Genomic DNA, 19890 nt, shown 5'->3' with positions numbered 1-19890 from the left:
AACACGGAAACAATTAATTGGCAATGAAATGTTAGAAAAAATTAATCCGAATTTACGGAAAATTATTGGCAATACAACTTGGTTATTTGGGGAAAAAATTTTACAGCTTTTTCTCGGACTTTTTGTAGGAGTATGGGTTGCACGTTATTTAGGACCAGAGAAATTTGGCTTATACAACTATGTCATTGCCATTGTTTTACTATTTGGTGTTATCGCAAAATTAGGATTAGAACAAATTATTGTTCGCGATATTTCCCGAGATATCGAGCAAAAAAATGAAACGCTGGGAACAGGTTTTCTCTTAAGATTTAGCGCTAGTCTTCTCTCAACGATCGCCGTAATGATCTTTGCTTTAACTTCCACACAACGCGATCCACAAATTTATCTTTTATTGGGTATTTTTTCCTTTGCAACCAGTTTTGGACGGGCGACGGAGGTGATTGATTACTGGTTTCAATCTCAAGTTAAATCTAAATATGTTGTCTTGGCAAAAAATATTGTTTATGTTATTATTAACATTGCTAAAATCATTTCTATTCAACAGCAATTTCCTTTATTAGCATTTATTGTTATTATTTCTCTCGAACAACTTTTAACAGCAACCAGTTTAGCGATTGTTTATCAATTGAGTGGTAGCTTAATTCAAGCATGGCGATTCAGTCGAGATCGCGCTCGTTCTTTGCTTAAAGATAGTTGGCCGTTAATCTTAGCAAATATCGTCACTGTTATCTACATGAGAATCGACCAAATTATGCTAGCACAAATGGTTAATTCAGAATCAGTAGGGATTTATTCAGCCGCCGTCAAAATTTCTGAAATGTGGTATTTTGTTCCCATTTCTATTATTAATTCGGTTTATCCTTCTATCGTTCAAGGAAAAGATCTTGGCGATCGCATCTATTACGGTCGCATCCAAAAATTATTGAGTGTGGTTGCTATTATTGGCTATATGGCAGCCATTCCTGTGACTTTTTTAAGTCCTTTTATTGTAAATCTGATTTACGGGGTTCAGTATGCGGAATCTGCAAATATTTTAACCATTCATATCTGGGCAGGTTTATTTATCGGTTTGGGAGTAGCGAGAACCACATGGTTAACTACAGAAAACCTAACGAAATTTGCGGCAGCAACAACTGCATTAGGGGCTGTAATTAATATTATTTTGAACACCTTATGGATTAAAACTTATGGCGGTATAGGGGCGGCTGTTGCTACCGTGATTTCTCAAATTGTTGCCTCTTATTTATCAGGATTATTATTTAAACCCACTCGCGCTATTTTTTGGCGACAAACTAAAGCAATTTTCTTAATTGGTCTGTTTGAGCGTTAAAAAGACTGTATCTAGGAATTCTTTACTCATCAAGTTTTTACTTGCCATTTTCAAGTGATATCGAGTAGTGTAGAAATATTGTCAACGCGATCGCTTTTGTCGATCGATTGAAAGTTATCAATGCAAACGATGGAGATTCAGCACGATGAATGATTGGCAATTAACAACCCCTGTTGCGATGATTGTTTTTAATCGACCCGAGACAACAGAGAAAGTATTTGAGGCAATTCGTCAAGTTAAACCTCCTGTTCTTTTTTTGATTGCTGACGGTCCTCGTCCTGACAAACCGGGAGAAGCAAAAAAATGCGCTGCGGTTAGAGAAATTATTGAAAAAGTAGATTGGGACTGTCAGGTTCACAAAAATTATTCTGATGTTAACTTAGGCTGTGGTAAGCGTCCATCTACGGGAATTGATTGGGTTTTCGAGATAGTAGAAGAAGCCATTATTATTGAAGATGATTGTCTTCCTCATCCGAGCTTTTTTCGCTATTGTCAGGACTTATTAGCGTATTATCGACATAACGATCGCATTATGACAATCTGCGGTTTAAACGTACAATTTGGCAATAATCCAACAGACTACAGTTATTATTTTTCTCGCTATAATCACTGTTGGGGTTGGGCAAGTTGGCGCAGAGCTTGGCAATATTTTGACTTTGACTTAAAATTATGGCCGGAAATTCGAGAAAAAGATTTATTACAAGATATTTTGCAAGATCCTCATGCAGTTAAGTCGTGGACGCACACTTTTAATATTATCAGAGAGAAACAATTAGATTGTTGGGATTTTCAGTGGATTTTTGCCAATTGGGTTCATGGTGGCTTAGCCATAACACCTCGAGAAAATCTGATTAAATACATTGGTTATACTGAAGATGCGACCCATACAACCAATGAATTAAGCCAGTACAATCAATTGGAAGTCCAAGCACTGGAATTTCCTTTAAAACATCCTCCTTTTGTGATTCGTCACGATAAAGCCGATCGCTACACCGAATCCACTTATTTTGATTACCAACCCAATCTTTTCAAAAAAGTTAATCGAAAAGTTCGCAAAACATTGGGTTTGAAATTGTCACAAAGTTGGTAAAATAGAGTAAACATTAAAAATATTAATTCAAGCCATGAAGCCTTTATTTATTGCCTTGTTTCTCGCTCCCGTTATTACTTGGATTGCTGCACCTGCCGAAGCCGCTATTCGCACGGAAATCGTTGAATATCGTCACGGTGAAACAATTTTAGAAGGCTATTTAGCCTACGATGATGACATTGAAGAACAACGCCCCGGAATTCTTGTCGTTCACCAGTGGAAAGGTTTGGGAGATTACGAAAAACGCCGAGCAAGAGAGTTAGCCGAGTTAGGTTATGTTGCCTTTGCTGCTGATATTTACGGTCAAGGTATTCGTCCTCAAAATAACGAAGAAGCGAGAACGCAAGCAACGATTTATCGTTCTAACCGCCAATTGCTTCGCGATCGCGCGAATGCAGGTTTAAAAATCCTGCAAAGCCACGAGTTAACATTACCGGGAAAATTAGCTGCGATCGGTTATTGTTTTGGCGGTGGAACAGTTTTGGAACTCGCCCGCAGTGGGTCTTCTGTTGCAGGAGTTGTTAGTTTTCATGGTAATTTAGACACGCCTAATCTTGCTGATGCAAATAATATTCAGGGACGAGTTTTGGTACTCCACGGTGCTGACGATCCCTTAGTTCCTCTCGAACAAGTGCAAACATTTTCTGAAGAAATGCGATCGGCTAATGTTGATTGGGAATTGGTAATGTATGGTGGTGCCGTACACAGTTTTAGCGATCCCGATGCAGGAGACGATCCTTCAAAAGGAGTCGCCTATCAAGTAGAAGCAGATAAGCGTTCTTGGACGGCAATGAAGCAGTTTTTTAAGCAAATTTTTAATTAGTTAGTGCTGATAATTAACTGCAATTTTTAGCTAATAGCTGAATGAATGAGATGAAACTTGTTGGTATTAGTAAAATATTACTGGCAGTTCTATTAAGTGTATTCATAACAGAAATAGGACTGCGCTTTTTTTTCGGTCTAGGTAAACCAGCCTTAGTCCAAACTGATGCAGAAATAGGCTATCGCTTCCAACCCAATCAACAAACGCGGCGTTTTGGCAATTGGGTAGAATACAATCAATATTCTCAGCGTTCCGAACCCATCGATCGCACCAAAAAAGAAGATATTTTGCGGATTTTAATGTTAGGGGATTCGGTATTGAATGGTGGCAACCGCACCGATCAAAAGGAAACAATTCCCGAACAATTGGAAGCACAATTCAAAGCAACAAGGACAGATACAGAAATTCTCAATGCTTCGGCAAATTCTTGGGGAATTGGCAATCAATTAGGCTATTTACAGAAGTTTGGGTTATTTAATGCTGATGCCGTTATTTTACAAATTGGCACTCACGATCTAGTACAGCCAAAAAGTCAAGGAAGAGATTTGTATCCCACCGACTATCCTCCCTCGGCGATCGCAGAACTATTTCAACGCTATCTGATTCCTCGCATCTCCCATTTTTTACGCGGAAAAGTCGCATTCAGCAATGAGAATTTAGACTGGCAATTTACAGAAAATCTACAATATTTACAAGCGATCGCCACTTTAACTCAAGAAAATAATATTCCGCTTTTTGTGATTTATACTCCCAGTCGCGAGGATGTTTTACCCATCCCTAATATTCCTCTTTACAAAAGCCAATTTTTCCAATTTCTGCAAGAATCTGAAATTCCTGCGATTGACATTCATTGCGCTTGGTCGGAACTTCCTAGCGAAAAGGTAAAATCTTATTTTGTAGACTGGGCGCACTTAACTCCCCAAGGTCAGCGATCGGTTGCTGAATTGGTTTTTAAAAACTTGGATGGGTTATACAATCGCGCTTCTGCACCCTACACGAATTTCTAAATCATGTTTTTGTGGCGATCGCAAGACCTTGTTATGAGATTTCATTTTTTCATTTTCAGTCAATTTGTGAGTTATAGCCGTCAAACAAAAGCTGCGATCATCCAATTTTTATCCTGTACTATAGTAAGAGGAACGCGAAATACATGAATGTGTCCGGTGCTAGGACATGTCATTTTGAATAAATAAATCGGTTCTTCTCTCAATCTTTCGTTAACTTCTAGATTGATTGCGATCGCCATTGAGAGAGAGGAAGTTTGCCGTATTTTTCGGGAAATCTTACCCCATGATAGGCATAGATGCTAAACCCATCGGCAAATTGAATGGCGGGTTTTCCTCTTGTATGCAGATCGCGATCGATTCCAATGAGCGAAAGGTCTCCCCCCAGTCCCGAGCATGGAGGGAGAAAATTTGACGCATCTCAAGGCGTATATTTAACTTCTCATTTTTTTGACTAAAATTAGCATCAAATTATTGACAGACGATCGCGAATTTTAACGGCATTTGACCCGGATCGCTCAATCGCACCTCGAGTAAATACTGCTCCCCTGCTTGCCAATCGGATAATTCAACGGTTAAATACCCTGCATAAGTTCGTTGTGCCGTGATCGATTCGCCATCAGCTTGTAACGTTAAACTGCCTCCTTTGGGTAACTGCACCCTGACGCGCAAGGGGGTGAGACTGAATAAGTCGTCGCGATCGCGATCGCTGGGATTGTAATCAACTAAAAACCTGACGATGCCAACAGTGGTTTCCCAAAGTCGTTCGATGCGCGGTTGGCGAGGAGAGAGGGCGATCGAGAGAGTTTCCAAAATTTCCTTTGCCACTAACAGCGAAATCGCCATTTGTTGTTCCAATGTTGCCTCATCGTAAGCACTGGGTAAAACCTCGGCCAATTTTTGTCGCTGTCGCTGTTGCTCTTGGGAAGACAAGCGAGTGACGGCAAAGCTGGGAGAGAGGCGAATGCGTCCCGCCATATCATTGAGCTTACGAGCATATTCGGGGAACAAAGCCTTCACCGCATTGACCATTTTGGCATTTTGAGGGCGCATTAACCCCATAGCCTCGGTACAGGTATCGAGAAGCACCGAAAGGACGCGATCGGGCAAGGCAAAAGGCATCAGCGCCGTTACTTGGGGCAGCCACAACTGACGCGAAGGCAACATTGCTGCCACCGCTTCGTCAGCATATTCGGGGTCGTATTCGGTGAGTTCCGTTTCCCACGGAAAGAGGGGAGGGTTGCGCTCGATCTCTGTCTGAAGTTTGCGCCGCAACAGCGCTTGAAAGCGTTTTTGCACGATGGATTCTCCCATAGTGAAAGATTGAGGGGTTGCTGTAGGTTCATCAAAAGTGGAAGATGCCAAATTCACCTCTTCTTCCTCCCAGTCCAAGGGATCTAGCGATTCAATATCTAATTCCTGCATGGCGTTTTCGCCTTCAGAAAATTGGGATTCCTCGCTGGTTTCTAAGGAGGATGGATGTTCGGACTCCGATTTAAGCCAACTGAGAAATTGGCAGTATAAAGAGTCCCAGTTTTGATTTACTTCATTATTCATCGACCGATGCCCCCGATCAGGATACAGAACGATTGCGAATCTCCCAAGCGAGTTCGAGTAGTTTATACCATTGCTTTTCCGTTTGTGTCGGTGTTAATTCAATTTTGCGAGCAATTTCTGCGATCGCCATGCTTTGACGCTTGCATTGTAGGATTTGTTGTTGCTGGGGAGTCAATTGATTGTGAAAAGATTGCCATTCTCGAGCGGTTAATCCCAAATTGCGCTCGATATCTGCCTCGAGCCATTGATGGACGAGTTCCCATCGATGGGAAAGAGCAAAGCGAATTAAATGATAGCGAAAGCGCTGCTGGAGATAGTCCCGCTCTCGAGAGTTTAAGCCTAAAATGGCTTCGATTTCGCTAGCGGTTAGATCCTGCAAGCGCAGAACGAAATAATCGGCACAATCATTCTGCTTGCGACTGGCGAGATATTGAATCACTTCTTCGATAATTGTATCTCGCAGGGTCGTATCGGCAGGATTATTATTATTACTGGCGAGGAGGGCGCGAAGTTGCTGTACGACGGGATCGCCGCGATCCTCCGAGTCAGAAATAGTTCCTTCTGCAGCGCGATCCATATCGACGGAGGTTTCGGGAGGCTGTTTTTTGGAAAAGGTTTGCGCTCGTAGGATAATCAGTTGTTGGGAGCGACGACCGGGTAAGGAAATGCGCCGTTTGGCATAGCGCTCGCAAAATGCCATGTATTCTCCCAATTCGAGCAGCGATCGCGGGGAATAAGTCAAGGGGAGTTTGGCTTCTTTACGAAGGTTATTGAGGGCTTCGACGTAAAATCCTTGCAGAAAGTCTTCAATGAGAATCACGCGTCCTTGATAGCTATTCGAGCCGTGGAGAGGAGAAATATAACGATAGACCATCGCACTGAGAAGGCTTTGCAATTCGACTCTTCCTCGAGCGGAGCCGAGTTTATAATAGCGGAGGCATTGTTTAAAACGATGGTTGGCAAGAGTTTTGGCCCAATTTTCGATTTCCCCCGAGGCTTGAATGCGGGGACTCTCATTGCAAATGCGCTGAACTTCGTCAGTAATGCGCGAGGCAACATTGCGGCACTGGCTTTCGGAGGCCTTGGTGTGTTGCCGCAACTGGATAACTAGATGTTGTAAAACTGTCTCCACGTTTGAGTAGAGCCCCTTGCCAAATAGTGATTTCTCTAGAGAATATTGTAGAGGTTAGCACGGACGCGATCCAAAGATAAACTCGATATAGGCGGAAATTGCCCGACCGAAAACGCAATTCTTAATAAAATATGGACATCGAAGAACAATTACAACTCCTCATCGAACGATCGCCGGATGATGGTATGACGGTGAAGATTATCGAGCGAGCAGTGGTGCCGACGTTAAGAGCGTTTGCCGAGCAGTTAAAGCAATTAGAGTATTATGTCGTACAAACGTTGGAACAGGGTTGGGTGCTGACGACTTTGAGCAATCGCGCTCGGGAAGGGGTGGAAAAAAAGGTAATTTATGCTTTTGCCTCGCTCAAAGATGCGTCAGGATTTCAAGACACTTCCGATCCCAATTTGGTTGCGATCGCGCTACCGGTGACGCATATTTTATTTCAGTTATTTGCCCTCAAAGAAGTCGATAGTATCGTTTTTATGGAAACTCCCGGTAATTTATCGGCAGGGAAGGAAGTGCGGCGATCGGATCTACAGAAGCTCGTTGAGATACAATGGCAAGATTGGCAGAAATCTTTCTCTAAATCGCGCAATATTCCACCGGACTTAGCTTAGATTAAAAGACTAACAAATAACAAATAACAATGAGATTTTTGTTGGGGATTCTGGCATTTGTTACTGTTTGGATTTCATCGGCGATCGCAATTGCGATCGCTGCTATGAGTCGAGGCAGAAATATTGCTGATATTGGCGTACCTCTATCCGCGAATTCAGAGATAGCGTTATGGCTTGGGGGTATTATTTACTTGTTTGTTTTTGAAGTCGCAATCTGGGGGATACAACAAACAATTGGCAAACAGACTCGCTTTTTACAGTGGTTTTGGATCGTTCCTATTTTGCTGTGGAGTCCTATTCATTTTTGGGTATTATTTATTTTTACTTCTTTTTAAATAACCTTCAATGCTCTCTCTGAAAAAAAACACGATTTGGCATTTATTTTTAATTATCTCAGTTGCTCTCCTCGTCACGGTTCCTGTTTTATTTTATGGCATTTTTAACGCTCACGACATTAAGGCTCATCTCCTTTGGTCAAATGGCTTTTCGAAACAATTCTGGCAGGGTGAATTCTATCCACGTTGGTTGTCCGACGCTCATGCCGGTTTAGGCAGTCCGAGTTTTTTCTTTTATCCTCCTCTTCCTTATTATATTACGAGTTTATTTCAGCCTCTTTTTGCTGGAGATTCCTCGGGATGGCTTGCTTTAGCATCATCTGCTTGTTTATCTCTGACTTTATCGGGAATCGCTGCTTATTTGTGGCTCAAAGAAATTACCAAGAAATCTGGGGCTTTAATTGGCGCGATCGCTTATATGATTCTGCCCTATCATCTCACTATTAATTTATATCTCCGCTTTGCTTTTGCAGAATATTGGGCTTTCGTTTGGTTGCCTTTAATACTCTATTTTTTAGTTCGCTATATTAAAGGAATAAAATTAAATTTTATTGGCATCATCATCAGTTATTTTTTGTTGTCTGTAACGCATTTATTGACTTTTGTTGTTTTTGCTTTTGTTCCCATTATTTATGCAGTTTTAATGGTAAAATACAAGCAGAAATTAAAGATAGCATTTCAACTATTATTATCGCTTTTTTTGGGATTGGGATTATCGGCAATCTATTGGTTGCCAGCAATGACAACACAAGATAATATTTCGACTCATTTCCTCTGGGAAAAAGCAGGATTTCTTTATCATAAGAACTTTTTGTTCCTCTTTGAAAAAATAGATTGGAGAATTTCTTTTTGGAATTATTTAGAACTTCTGACTTTATTGATGGGTGCGATCGCAATTCTAGCTTGTTTCTTTATTCCCTATCAAAACAGTGACAAAAACAGACGAGAACTCAGCTATTGGCTATTCATTTCTTTTGCCTCAATATTGATGATGACTCCTCTGAGTGAATGGCTCTGGGATAAAGTAACAATTTTACACAAACTACAATTTCCTTGGCGGTTTCATTCTTTGCTGACCTTGAGTATTTCAGCTGCGATCGCTTTCGTAGTCTCTTCTCTAAAGATGGAGTTATTCAATGTTCTGAAGAAACCCAAAATCGCTTTGCTTTTAATTTTATCTATTAGCTTAACTACATGGATATCTTATTCAATGTACTCGGTTCAAGATGAAAACTTTAAACTTGTGCGAGTTTTTATCTTTTTTGGTCTGGCGTTACTCCCAATTTTCACGTCACTTCTCATGATAGAATCTCGATTGGGAAGTCGTCCAGAAATATTGGCGATCGCAATTTTCTTAATCGCGATCGCGATTTGTTTCACGGGTGGTTGGGCGATCGAGAAAAAATTGCATTTAGGATTTGTATTCAATGACAATATTAGCCAACCCGAGCAATTATCAAAGATATTAGCATTGAGACGAGATCCTCCTGAATATCGTCCGAGATGGTTTGACGATGAAATATGGTGGTCAGATGAAGAAATGACAAAACTCAGTCATAATATTAATAAAGTTCAAGTTGTTTTTGGTGAAGGAAGTGTTTCGATTGAGCAATGGAAACCGAGAAATATTATCTTAAAAACAAATACACAAACAGATATTTTTATCAAAATTGGACAACTTTACTATCAAGGATGGAGCGCAAAAATTATCGCAAGCGATCGCTTTCTTTCTACCTATGCCGATCGCGGACTTGTCGGAATTTTTATCCCTCAAGGAAAGCAGCGAGTATTGATTAAACTGGAAGCAGGAATTGAAGAACAGTTAGGGCAACTCATTAGTATTGTTTCTGCTATTATAATATTGGGCGCATTTAGTTCGTTGTGGCGTGCCGCTAAACTTGACAAGCGATCGATTTAATGTTAACAAAAAAACCTGATATTGGTTATATTCCCACTCCGTTTAAATTAGTCGATCTTTTATTGGATTTTGCCAAAATTACCCGAGAGGATATCCTTTATGATTTGGGCTGCGGAGATGGTCGAGTTTTAATGCGTGCAGCCGAGAGATTCGGAACTCGGGGTGTGGGAATTGAATGCGATCGCGATCGCCTTTCCGAAGCAAATTTAAAAGCAACAGAAGCGAATGTTCAAAACTTAGTCGAGCTTCGCCAAGAAGATTTATTTTCCTGCAACTTTAGAGAAGCAAGCGTAGTTTTTCTATATCTTTTACCTCATCTTAACTTGCGAATTCGCCCCCAACTTTGGCGACAATTAAAACCGGGAACGCGAGTCATTTCAAGGGATTTTGAGATGGGAGACTGGAAATGCGATCGCAGTCTGAAACTCGAGACGATCGAGGCAGAAGAAGAAGCCACATTATATTATTGGCTTGTTCGAGAAAAATGAGGGGATATCCAGTCTGAGTAGAGTATATCTTTTTACTGATAACTGATAACTGATAACTGAAATGACCCAATGGCAACCCCAGCAAATCGAACGCTTGCAACTGATTGGCGTAATGCTTCAGTTTCATCGCGACAATCGCCCCCTCGATCGCCTTGCTGCTAGACTCCAGATCGATCCTGCTGTTTTACTGGCATTGGAAGGGGGAAGAGTAGAACTGTTACCCACACCCAAACAAACCCGCCTCATTATTCAACATTATTCTCAGATTTTGGGCGTGGAATATCTGAAACTCGCGGATAGTTTACCCCTCATCTCTATTGAAAAAGATTCGCCTGAAAAAGATTTGCCCAGCGATCGCACTCCCACCAACGCGATCGCATCCCCTCGTCTGCCAAAAAGATCGCGAAAGCGGAAATGGTTGCCCTCAAAGCAAACGTGGCGGCGCTTCTCCCCTCAACCCATCCTGCAACACTTTCCCATCCGTTTATCCACTTTGGCAAAACTTAAAAATCTCTCAAACTGGAAAAATCTCGGAGAACGCGGCCAAATTTTGCAATTGTGGTTGGGTATTACCTTAATTTTTGGGGCTTGTTTGGGGATTATTGTCGCGATCGTTCATTTAATTTTTGTTTTGTTCTCCCCAACCGGTCGCATGATGTTACAGCAAAATCCTTGGGGAATTTTTTGGCTGGGGATTTTTGAATTCTTGAAGGTTTTTATCTCTTTTGTCTGCTTTTTTGCCTTACTTTCGTGGTTGGGTTCGGGAAAGCGATCGCCCAATCGTCCTAAAACCCTCCCAAACGATTCAGAGGGAAAAAACGAAACCCCGCGCGACCGATAATTTTATCCTTGACCACAAAGCCCCAAACATGGGAATCGCAGGATTCATTGCGATTATCTCCCAACACGAGATAGCGATCGTCGGGAATCGTGACGGGAGGAAAGCGATATTGAGGTAAAGCGTTAATATAGTCTTCTTCTAAAGGCTGTCCATCCACATAAACCCGATTTTCTTTGACCTCCACCGTCTCCCCCGGCACGCCAATAATACGCTTGATATAAGCATCTTTAATGGGTAAAGTTTGGGGTTGGGCGGGGTTGCAGCGAATGGCATTATCGGGAGGCGTAAAGACGATAATATCGCCGCGTTTGGGTTGCCGGAAAAGATAGCTGATTTTTTCGATCGCCAAGCGATCGCCAACCTCCAAAGTGGGGAGCATGGATTTAGAGGGAATATAGCGAGCTTCGGCGATAAAGGTGCGGATTGCTAACGCTAGACCGACGCTAACTCCCACCAGCATCGCGCTTTCTACCCAAATGTTTGTTTTTTTTTCGTCGGTCTTGTTATCAGTCTTGTTATCGGCCATGCAGTTTTCAGTTCGTCTATCTCGCGCTTTTCGATTTTACACTGGGAACGGAAGGATGGGAAAGATCGGAAAAAGAGGGAGGAAGAACAGAAATTGCAAAAATTTTCGCAAGAACAACATGATTGTTTTTATATCTTTTCTTGAATCTACTTTTTCCTTCTGTTGTTAATATTACTATTCTTTTCTTTACAAAAACACACAGAACAGAGATCGAAAGTAAATAAATTCAAAGTACCTCTTTAAAAAATCGGAAAAAAGATTAAACTAAAAGTATTACAAGAAAAACATTTCTTGGTAAATCAAAGGTTTAATTTAAAGTGTTTTTTAGCGGTCTAAACCTTTACATATCAAGCAAATTGGTTTTTCGGAGCAAATCACAACTGCAAGCATTATACAACATAAAAATTGTTTTGGCAAGGGTTATGTTGACAATATAATGTTCTGACTTATTTTGATTCCATTTTGCACGGTAACAGTAACTTGAATGTTGATTAATAATTGTCAAACTTGACAATTTAATTGCTAAATATTGTTTGGGAAACTCTCGATCGCAACCGGCCGAACAAACCAGAAAATAGAGAAACTGGAAACCCTCAACCGATGCGATCGCGAGTCCCCAAAAAGAGGCATCGTTGCTCAATGAGCGCGATCGCCGCAGTTTTTTGCATTGAGTTTAATTCTCGAGGAGCAGAATATGGTACAAGCTAACCTAGAGCGCCCAATAGAAACCACCCGAGAGAATACGTTTATTCTCTGGTTCGATGAAGTGAGAAGCGAAGATGTAAGTTTAGTGGGAGGAAAAAATTCTTCTCTCGGAGAAATGATCCAACAGCTAAAACCCAAAGGAATTAATATTCCCATGGGATTTGCAACAACGGCTTACGCTTATCGTTACTACATTCGAGAGACGGGTTTGGAGCCGCGCTTGCGGGAGTTATTCAGCGATCTCGATGTTACTAATATTCAGAACTTACAAGAGCGAGGGCAACAGGCTCGTTCTTTGATCCTGCACACCCTCTTCCCCAAAGACCTGCAAGACGCGATCGCCCTGGCGTATAAAAAAATGTGTCGGGAGCATGGGTGCAATACAGGGTCTTATGCTCACTTTGACCCAGAATATCGCGCCCTTTGCGAGGATATTAGCCAAGATATGGATGTGGCAGTGCGATCGAGTGCCACGGCGGAAGATTTACCGGAAGCCAGTTTTGCCGGACAGCAGGAAACCTATCTTAACGTCCGGAGTATTAAAGGGGTTCTTGAAGCCTGTCATAAATGTTTTGCGTCCTTGTTTACCAATCGCGCTATTTCCTATCGCGATCGCAACGGTTTCGATCATTTTACCGTCGCGCTTTCCGTCGGGGTACAAAAAATGGTGCGCTCGGATTTGGCTTCATCGGGGGTCATGTTTTCCATCGACACGGAAACTGGATTTAAAAATGCCGCCCTCATTACCGCCGCCTACGGGTTAGGAGAAAATGTCGTTCAAGGTGCCGTTAACCCCGATGAATATTTAATCTTTAAACCGACCTTGAAAACAGGATATCGACCTATTTTGGAAAAGCGTTTGGGAACGAAAGCGATTAAAATGGTGTACGATATCGGCGGCTCAAAACTGACGAAAAACGTCGAAGTTCCCGAACCGCAACGAACAAAATTCTGTTTGACCGATGAAGAAATCTTGCAGTTAGGACAATGGGCGATCCAAATTGAGGAACATTATTCTCAAGTTCGAGGCATTGACACGCCGATGGATATGGAATGGGCGAAAGATGGTTGCACGGGGGAACTGTTTATCGTGCAAGCACGCCCGGAAACCGTCCAATCTCAAAAAGCGGCTAATGTGCTTAAAACCTACGCTTTGCAGGAACGCAGCGAGGTTGTGGCCTCGGGTCGCAGTGTCGGCACCGCGATCGGTCAAGGAAAAGCGCGCACAATTCTCAGTACTTCCTATTTAGATCGCTTCAAACCCGGGGAAGTATTAGTGACCAACCGCACGGATCCCGACTGGGAACCCATTATGAAACAAGCGAGCGCCATCGTGACTAACCAAGGAGGACGGACTTGCCACGCGGCCATTATCGCCCGAGAAATGGGTATCCCTGCGATCGTGGGATGTGGAGATGCAACGGAAGCGATCGCCGAAGGAAGCGAGGTGACGGTATCTTGTTCGGAAGGGGAAGAAGGGCGTATTTATCGAGGCTTATTGCCTTTTGAAGTCCGGGAAACTCTCTTGGATAATTTGCCCACAACCCGCACGCAAATTCTCATGAATATTGGCAACCCGGAACAGGCATTTTCTTTAGCGAGCATTCCCGCAGATGGCGTGGGTTTGGCGCGATTGGAGTTTATTATCGCCAATAATATTAAAGCGCATCCTTTAGCGTTGCTGCATTTTGATGAATTGAGCGATCGTTGGGAAAAATCCGAGATCGAAAAGCTCACCAAAAATTATGCTTATAAACCCGATTTCTTCGTGGATAAATTGGCACGAGGGATCGGCACGATCGCAGCGGCATTCTATCCCAAACCCGTTATCGTGCGAATGTCGGATTTTAAATCCAATGAATACGCGAATCTGTTGGGAGGTCAGGGTTTTGAACCCCACGAAGATAACCCGATGATCGGCTGGCGCGGCGCTTCTCGCTACTATGACCCCAAATATCGCGAGGCATTTGCCCTAGAATGTCAAGCCATGAAGCGAGTGCGGGATGAGATGGGATTAACCAATGTTATTCCGATGATTCCCTTCTGTCGTACCCCGGAAGAAGGGCGACGGGTGCTGGCAGAAATGGACAAACAAGGGCTGAAACGCGGGGTAAATGGTTTACAAGTCTACGTGATGTGCGAATTGCCCAGCAATGTCATTTTGGCTCACGAGTTTGCGGAAGTGTTCGACGGATTCTCCATTGGTTCCAACGACCTCACTCAACTCACTTTGGGTTTGGATCGCGATTCGGCTTTAGTGGCGCACCTATTTGATGAACGCAATGAAGGGGTGAAACGCATGGTGAAAATGGCGATCGCGATCGCCAAAGAAAAAGGAGTCAAAATTGGCATTTGCGGTCAGGCTCCCAGCGATTATCCCGAGTTTGCTAAGTTTTTAGTCGAAGCAGGGATCGATTCTATGAGTTTAAACCCAGATTCGGTGCTGAAAACCCTGCTGATGGTTGCAGAAGTCGAAAAAGGTTAATTAATTAATAAATGGTTGGCACAGAATCGTTGTGTCAACCAAGGGGCGCAAGTTTGGGGTAATGCTTGCGCCCTTCGCATCATAATACAGATTAATAAGCGAGCTTCAATTTTTGCGATCGCGAAAAAATAGGGAGTCAAGATTGGCATTTACGGTTAATACATTTTCTTAACCGAGTGGGGATTACACGCCAGAAGGTTCTATCCTATTAAGTTGAGTATTTTGTTGCAGAAATCAACTTATGAAACGCTTGCGGTCTATATTACCCATTTTGTTAGCGGCCTTCGCTATCCTCTTGGTCAGTTGTGGGGGAAATGTTGCAAAAGCGCCCCCAGTTTACACCCCCGAGAAAATCGCCGAGATTCAAAGATACATGACTCCCGTATACATCGCACGGGACAGAATGCCTGAGTTAGCCGAATACATTGAAGAAGAAGATTGGGGCAATGTTAGCTCCTTTATTCACGGACCGCTAGGTGGTTTGAGCAGTCCAATGGGCTATATCAATCGTACTGTCGTTCTGCCCAAAGACCGACCCGCCCTAGAAACCTTATACGAGTCTTTTTACAAAGATATTGAACGCTTAGATGCGGCGGCACAAGCTGGAACGTATGGCTTTGCGATCGGGGAATACAAAACCACGTTAAAAGATTTTGATGCCTATATCGACTTAATTCCCACGGAAAGCGATATCGCTTCGTGAGACGAGTTGTCATCATTGGGAGCGGTATTATTGGAGCCGCGATCGCTTACGAACTCAGTTCGCTTCCCCATTTACACATTACTTTGGTGGATCGACACGTTCCCGCATCCGGCTCTACTGGTGCTGCTCTCGGTCTTTTAATGGGAATCATCAGCCAGAAAACAAAGGGACGACAATGGCAATTGCGCCAAAGAAGTTTAGAACGTTACAAGACCCTGCTTCCGGAATTGGCGGCTCTAACCGGACAAAACATTCCCTACAATCGTGATGGACTGGTGAAACTCTTGTTTGCCGGAGACGATTGGCAAAAGTGGGAAAATTTAGCTAAAATTCGTGCTTCTCAAGGATGGGAGTTGCAGTTGTGGGATTCCCCAACTTTGCAGAGATATTGTCCTCAAATTAGAGGCGATACTTCTCAAAACACGCTATTCGCAAAGCGAAGCCAACGCCAATGCGCGATCGGAGCAGTTTATTCTCCCCAAGATGGACAAATTGACCCCATATCCCTCACTCGCGCTCTCGTCCACGCTGCCCAAATACAGGGGGTTGAATGCAAATTTGAAGTTGAGCTTCGAGATGGTCTTTCTACCTCACTGAATGGCTCTGAAAACCGTCAATGCAGCCATATTGAAACCACCGAAGAGGTTCTCGAACTCGACGATCTGATTGTGGCTGCTGGATTAGGATCGACTTCCCTCACGACGCATTTGAAACAACCCGTTGATATTCGTCCGGTGTTGGGCCAGGCATTCCATCTCAAGATTGCCAATCCTCTTGGAAATCCCGAATTTCAGCCTGCAATTACTGGGAATGACGTTCATGTTGTTCCTTTAGGTTGCGGGGAATATTGGTTGGGGGCAACAGTAGAATTTCCCGATGAAAGTGGGCAAGTAATCCCCGATCGCTCCTTATTAGAAAAAATGAGAGAAGATGCGATCGCCTTTTGTCCCGATCTCGCCCGAGGAGAAATACTGCGATCGTGGTGGGGAATGCGCCCTCGTCCCCAAGGCCAACCCGCCCCCATTATTACGCACTTATCCGGCTATACTAACGTCCTCTTGGCAACTGGCCATTATCGCAATGGCGTATTACTCGCCCCTGCTACAGCATTAACGATTCGAGATTTGATGGATAATTAATGGCTCTTTTGTATCCTTAGCAAACAAAGGTTACAAGGTGACAAGATGGCTGAAAGCCTCTGGAGGTGAGCTTTAGACAAAACAAGCTTGAAAACAAATCGATCGCCGCAACAGGTCTTAATACACCCAAAGATAAGCTCGCCTTCCTGAAAAACCTAAATCTGACAAGCCTTACAGGTAGGTTGTTATCCCTTAAGCCGTTTCAGTCTGTTTCTACTGCAATCTCAAGATTTTTGCGAAGTAGAAACATTTGCTCCTGAAGATATTGCAAGTTTTTTGGCGTTAGTCCTGTGGAATCAATGATGCAGCTTGGGATGTGGAGTGCACTTTCTTTTAGCTCTTTGCCTTGCTGTGTTAAGGAAATGAGAACTTTTCGCTCATCAACTAGATCTCGTTGTCGGCTAACATAACTCATTTTCTCTAAACGCTTCAGAAGAGGAGTGAGTGTATTTGAGGCTAGAAAAAGTTTATCACCTAAACTCTTGACTGTCTGTTTGTCTTCTTCCCATAGCACAACCATTACAATATACTGAGGGTATGTGAGTCCTAGCTTCTCTAGCAATGGTTTATAGGCACGGTTCATAGCATGGTTGGCAGAATAAAGAGCAAAACACAGAAAATTATCAAGACTAAGGGATATCTTAGATTGGGGAATAGAGTCAGACATTGTTTCCTTTCGTCAAGAGTATTAAATGGATTGCTATAAAAAGGTTTCAGCCTCTCCTCAATTGTAAGTTGCGTGCGATTTATTCGCAAATGCTTGACTTTTCAAAAGGTATTGTTTACGATGAAACAATCGCACACGATTTAATCGCACACGATTATTGTGTTCCCTTAAAATGAGGAAAGAACCAACAATGGAAGAAGTAACTTTAGTCCCAAATAATTCCTTGATCGTTGAAACCCCTGAAGAAGGACGACAGTTGGCAGTGAAAATGGCACGACTCACCATTAAGCTGACGCAACCCAATGCAGACACGAGAGACAAATTGCGAGATGTATATGGTTCCGATGCGATGATGTTAATCGCTATCGGGCAAACCGTTGCTACCGAATTTGCGACAGTAGCTGCTGCCAATAATTACTGGAGATCTTAGGAATTATTGGCTAAACCTCATCGCTAAGATGAACAAGTCACTTAGGAGTTTCTCCAACGAGCGATCGGCCACATCAATTAAATATCTGATAGCTTGTTGGAGGTAAAGCTCAATAATATAAATACATGAGGCTTGCGGAAAAAATTGGAGAGATCATGAATTTTATGAAATTCGAGCAATCTATAAAAATTAATGCCAGTGTTGCTACAGTAGAAAAATGTATCGTCGATCGCGATTTAATGCACTGTTGGCTCAATCCTGCTTTGCGCTGCGAACCGATCGGAGAATGGAGTACGGAAATCGGCGCTTGCAGTCGCTTTATTGTTAAATTTTCCCCTTTACCTCTCGTTTTAGAAAACACAGTCATCGAGCGCGAATCGGGGTTGGTTGTCTGGGAATTTCGCGGTTTTTTCCAAGGACGCGATCGCTGGGAATGTCAAGCAACTGAAGGAGGAACAATCTTATTAAACCGATTTGAATTTGCAATTCCCAATCCTTTAATCCGGTGGGGGTTTCAGCTTTTTGCCTCATCTTGGACGCAAGCGGATATGAAAGCACAACTCCAACGCTTGCAACGTCTAGCAGAAGGACTCGATTCTAAGAAAATCGGGATAAGATAAAACTTACCCCGATGGCTTCACTTTGCACTGCAAACTTTAATGAATTCAAAGATGAATTCAAAACCTTTTGAAAGAGCGTCTTGAAGCGTTGCTTTTAATCGCTCAATCTTCAATTGCACAGGTTAACGGACAAGATGCAAAAGTCGGTTCTTTGGCCCTGTTTGCTTCGCCATGCAGCCAACTCAACCAACTGACTTCTTCAGGATGAATGCCTTTAAATGTCAATATCATTGCGCCCAATAATACGGCTAAAATATTAATGCCGAGTGTACTTCCCACAACCACCAAAACCGCACTAACCGGCAGCACGGATTGTAAAATCATGGCCGCCAGTACCGCGATTGTTGTCATTAAAACCACCAGAGGAAATCCGACCACTAATAAACAAACGATTAATGTGAAACTCCATGTTAAAAAACTTTTTGCGATCGCCCAGTACGTTTTCTCCCAACTTTGGCTTCTTGTTAAAACCATTGTCTGATTCCTCCCAATTTTTTTAATTAAACCGATCTTGTTAATTTTTGATTTTTCTTTGCGCGTTCGTTGATAAGTCAGTATAGATAAATTCTTCAGGAAGATGAAATGTTTGTAATGAAACGTAATACTTTTTGTTGAAAGTTTATGATAAAGAACCCTTTTTTTGTGAAGATAGAGAAAAATGAAAATTTCTCAAAACCTTATAGTTTTAGGATTTACAGCTATTGACTCACCTTTGTTTTGGCGATCGCGCCGCCCAATCTCGATTTACAAAACTTAGGAAAAACTCAGAAAAGGTGAGTCGTCAACAGCGATCGCAATTCCCAAACTAAAATTTTTCTAGTTACGTTTCTTCATAAAAAAAGAATCTTTTCTCAGAAAAGACAGCTTTCTTTCTCAATGCTCGTTTTCAACACACCAAGCCTCTTGCATCGCCAAGCGAGAGAAAATACATTCGCGCCAAATGTTTAATTGTCGGTCAAATTCGGGAGTATGCAATCCTCCACGCCAGAGAATCAAAGCATCTTCATCTGTACCGGGATAGTATTTTTTCCGTCGTCCGGCTTCTTTGAAACCAAATTTTTGATAGAGAGAGAGGGCGATTTGATTAGAAGCGCGAACTTCTAAAGTTGCCCGTTCTAATTGGCGTTGTACTGCCGCCTTCAATAAAGAATAGAGTAAAAGCTGTCCCAAACCTTGTCCTTGATAATCGGGATGAATGGCGAGGAGGGTGATATGTGCTTCTTCAAGAATCGACCAAAAACAACCGATTCCCGCGATCGCATTGTTGGGTACGGATAAGACTAAAATTTCGCTGTTGGGGCTGTCTAACTCTCTTTGATAACCCGCCAAACTCCACATTCCCCCCAAACAGAGGCGATCGAGTTCCACTACTGCTTCGAGTTTTTCTCGGGTCAGGGGGGATATTTGCAATTTTGAGAGTGTCACGCTGTTTTCTTGATTTTTTGCGATCGCTATCCTAGCAAAACCCCTGCGATCGCTC

22 protein-coding genes and 1 pseudogene are annotated in these 19890 nt (G+C 42.7%); 15 read left to right on the top strand and 8 right to left on the bottom strand.

Translation table 11 applies throughout. The annotated features are described in order from the left end of the window. Positions 1-28 precede the first annotated feature (28 nt). From AC6RV6_RS06100 to AC6RV6_RS06085, 4 genes are all read left to right on the top strand, one after another. Entirely contained in the window at positions 29-1330 is a 1302-nt protein-coding gene (locus AC6RV6_RS06100; RefSeq protein WP_500239708.1) for a flippase, read from the top strand. A gap of 145 nt (positions 1331-1475) precedes the next feature. Beyond that, the gene (locus tag AC6RV6_RS06095; protein ID WP_500239707.1) at positions 1476-2420 is read left to right on the top strand and encodes a glycosyltransferase family 2 protein; all 945 of its coding nucleotides are present in this window, start codon (positions 1476-1478) and stop codon (positions 2418-2420) included. Positions 2421-2454: 34 nt separating this feature from the next. Continuing rightward, entirely contained in the window at positions 2455-3243 is a 789-nt protein-coding gene (locus tag AC6RV6_RS06090) for a dienelactone hydrolase family protein (protein WP_500239706.1), read from the top strand. Between the two features lie 41 nt (positions 3244-3284). Further along, entirely contained in the window at positions 3285-4250 is a 966-nt protein-coding gene (locus AC6RV6_RS06085; protein WP_500239705.1) for an SGNH/GDSL hydrolase family protein, read from the top strand. Positions 4251-4330: 80 nt separating this feature from the next. On the opposite strand, the pseudogene AC6RV6_RS06080 reads toward AC6RV6_RS06085, so the two are convergent. The 3 genes and pseudogenes from AC6RV6_RS06080 to hetZ form a co-directional block, all read right to left on the bottom strand. Beyond that, positions 4331-4596, bottom strand: a pseudogene (locus AC6RV6_RS06080) (hypothetical protein); the annotation flags it as partial. A 122-nt stretch (positions 4597-4718) separates the two neighbouring features. Further along, positions 4719-5804 (bottom strand): hypothetical protein, encoded by a 1086-nt coding sequence (locus AC6RV6_RS06075; protein ID WP_500239704.1) that lies wholly within the window; start codon positions 5802-5804, stop codon positions 4719-4721. A gap of 16 nt (positions 5805-5820) precedes the next feature. Next, complete coding sequence (gene hetZ / locus AC6RV6_RS06070; protein WP_500239703.1) at positions 5821-6936, bottom strand: heterocyst differentiation protein HetZ; 1116 nt, start codon at positions 6934-6936, stop codon at positions 5821-5823. A gap of 131 nt (positions 6937-7067) precedes the next feature. On the opposite strand from hetZ, the gene AC6RV6_RS06065 reads away from it, so the two are divergent. From AC6RV6_RS06065 to AC6RV6_RS06045, 5 genes are all read left to right on the top strand, one after another. Further along, positions 7068-7553 carry a hypothetical protein gene (locus AC6RV6_RS06065; RefSeq protein WP_500239702.1) on the top strand — a complete coding sequence of 162 codons (486 nt, stop codon included), beginning with the start codon at positions 7068-7070 and terminating at the stop codon, positions 7551-7553. A 29-nt stretch (positions 7554-7582) separates the two neighbouring features. Next, positions 7583-7888 carry a hypothetical protein gene (locus AC6RV6_RS06060; RefSeq protein WP_500239701.1) on the top strand — a complete coding sequence of 102 codons (306 nt, stop codon included), beginning with the start codon at positions 7583-7585 and terminating at the stop codon, positions 7886-7888. 10 nt (positions 7889-7898) lie between these two features. After that, complete coding sequence (locus AC6RV6_RS06055; RefSeq protein ID WP_500239700.1) at positions 7899-9806, top strand: putative glycosyltransferase family protein; 1908 nt, start codon at positions 7899-7901, stop codon at positions 9804-9806. Continuing rightward, positions 9806-10294: a class I SAM-dependent methyltransferase gene (locus AC6RV6_RS06050; RefSeq protein ID WP_500239699.1), complete on the top strand. Its 489-nt coding sequence runs from the start codon at positions 9806-9808 to the stop codon at positions 10292-10294. The genes AC6RV6_RS06055 and AC6RV6_RS06050 overlap by 1 nt, the downstream gene beginning before the upstream one ends. A 61-nt stretch (positions 10295-10355) precedes the next feature. Next, positions 10356-11135, top strand: coding sequence for a helix-turn-helix domain-containing protein (locus AC6RV6_RS06045; RefSeq protein WP_500239698.1), 780 nt, complete (start codon positions 10356-10358; stop codon positions 11133-11135). Here the strand turns inward: AC6RV6_RS06045 and lepB are convergent. Continuing rightward, positions 11080-11661, bottom strand: coding sequence for a signal peptidase I (gene lepB, locus AC6RV6_RS06040; protein ID WP_500239697.1), 582 nt, complete (start codon positions 11659-11661; stop codon positions 11080-11082). The two genes, AC6RV6_RS06045 and lepB, sit on opposite strands and share 56 nt — an antisense overlap. 519 nt (positions 11662-12180) lie before the next feature. Here lepB and AC6RV6_RS06035 point away from each other — a divergent pair. Both AC6RV6_RS06035 and ppsA read left to right on the top strand, forming a co-directional pair. Beyond that, positions 12181-12369 carry a hypothetical protein gene (locus tag AC6RV6_RS06035; protein WP_500239696.1) on the top strand — a complete coding sequence of 63 codons (189 nt, stop codon included), beginning with the start codon at positions 12181-12183 and terminating at the stop codon, positions 12367-12369. Further along, positions 12356-14851 carry a phosphoenolpyruvate synthase gene (ppsA, locus tag AC6RV6_RS06030; protein ID WP_500239695.1) on the top strand — a complete coding sequence of 832 codons (2496 nt, stop codon included), beginning with the start codon at positions 12356-12358 and terminating at the stop codon, positions 14849-14851. Before AC6RV6_RS06035 ends, ppsA begins: the two co-directional genes overlap by 14 nt. Here the strand turns inward: ppsA and AC6RV6_RS06025 are convergent. Beyond that, the gene (locus tag AC6RV6_RS06025; protein ID WP_500239694.1) at positions 14848-15000 is read right to left on the bottom strand and encodes a hypothetical protein; all 153 of its coding nucleotides are present in this window, start codon (positions 14998-15000) and stop codon (positions 14848-14850) included. The two genes, ppsA and AC6RV6_RS06025, sit on opposite strands and share 4 nt — an antisense overlap. Before the next feature lie 92 nt (positions 15001-15092). On the opposite strand from AC6RV6_RS06025, the gene psbQ reads away from it, so the two are divergent. Beyond that, positions 15093-15554 (top strand): photosystem II protein PsbQ, encoded by a 462-nt coding sequence (psbQ, locus tag AC6RV6_RS06020; RefSeq protein ID WP_500239693.1) that lies wholly within the window; start codon positions 15093-15095, stop codon positions 15552-15554. Next, entirely contained in the window at positions 15551-16693 is a 1143-nt protein-coding gene (locus tag AC6RV6_RS06015) for an NAD(P)/FAD-dependent oxidoreductase (RefSeq protein ID WP_500239692.1), read from the top strand. Before psbQ ends, AC6RV6_RS06015 begins: the two co-directional genes overlap by 4 nt. Before the next feature lie 202 nt (positions 16694-16895). On the opposite strand, the gene AC6RV6_RS06010 is transcribed toward AC6RV6_RS06015, so the two are convergent. Then, on the bottom strand, positions 16896-17360 hold the full coding sequence (locus AC6RV6_RS06010) for a MarR family winged helix-turn-helix transcriptional regulator (RefSeq protein ID WP_500239691.1): 465 nt from the start codon (positions 17358-17360) through the stop codon (positions 16896-16898). Between the two features lie 190 nt (positions 17361-17550). Here AC6RV6_RS06010 and AC6RV6_RS06005 point away from each other — a divergent pair, with 190 nt between their 5' ends. Further along, the gene (locus tag AC6RV6_RS06005) at positions 17551-17790 is read left to right on the top strand and encodes a hexameric tyrosine-coordinated heme protein (RefSeq protein ID WP_500239690.1); all 240 of its coding nucleotides are present in this window, start codon (positions 17551-17553) and stop codon (positions 17788-17790) included. A 155-nt stretch (positions 17791-17945) separates the two neighbouring features. After that, positions 17946-18410, top strand: coding sequence for an SRPBCC family protein (locus AC6RV6_RS06000; RefSeq protein ID WP_500239689.1), 465 nt, complete (start codon positions 17946-17948; stop codon positions 18408-18410). A 102-nt stretch (positions 18411-18512) separates the two neighbouring features. On the opposite strand, the gene AC6RV6_RS05995 is transcribed toward AC6RV6_RS06000, so the two are convergent. Then, positions 18513-18884, bottom strand: a complete 372-nt coding sequence (locus AC6RV6_RS05995) for a hypothetical protein (protein WP_500239688.1) — start codon at positions 18882-18884, stop codon at positions 18513-18515. A gap of 399 nt (positions 18885-19283) precedes the next feature. Further along, positions 19284-19835, bottom strand: a complete 552-nt coding sequence (gene rimI, locus AC6RV6_RS05990; RefSeq protein ID WP_500239687.1) for a ribosomal protein S18-alanine N-acetyltransferase — start codon at positions 19833-19835, stop codon at positions 19284-19286. Positions 19836-19890 lie beyond the last annotated feature (55 nt).

Source organism: Spirulina sp. LEGE 11439 (genome assembly GCF_059821285.1).
This window is presented reverse-complemented; position numbering and strand designations above follow the sequence as displayed.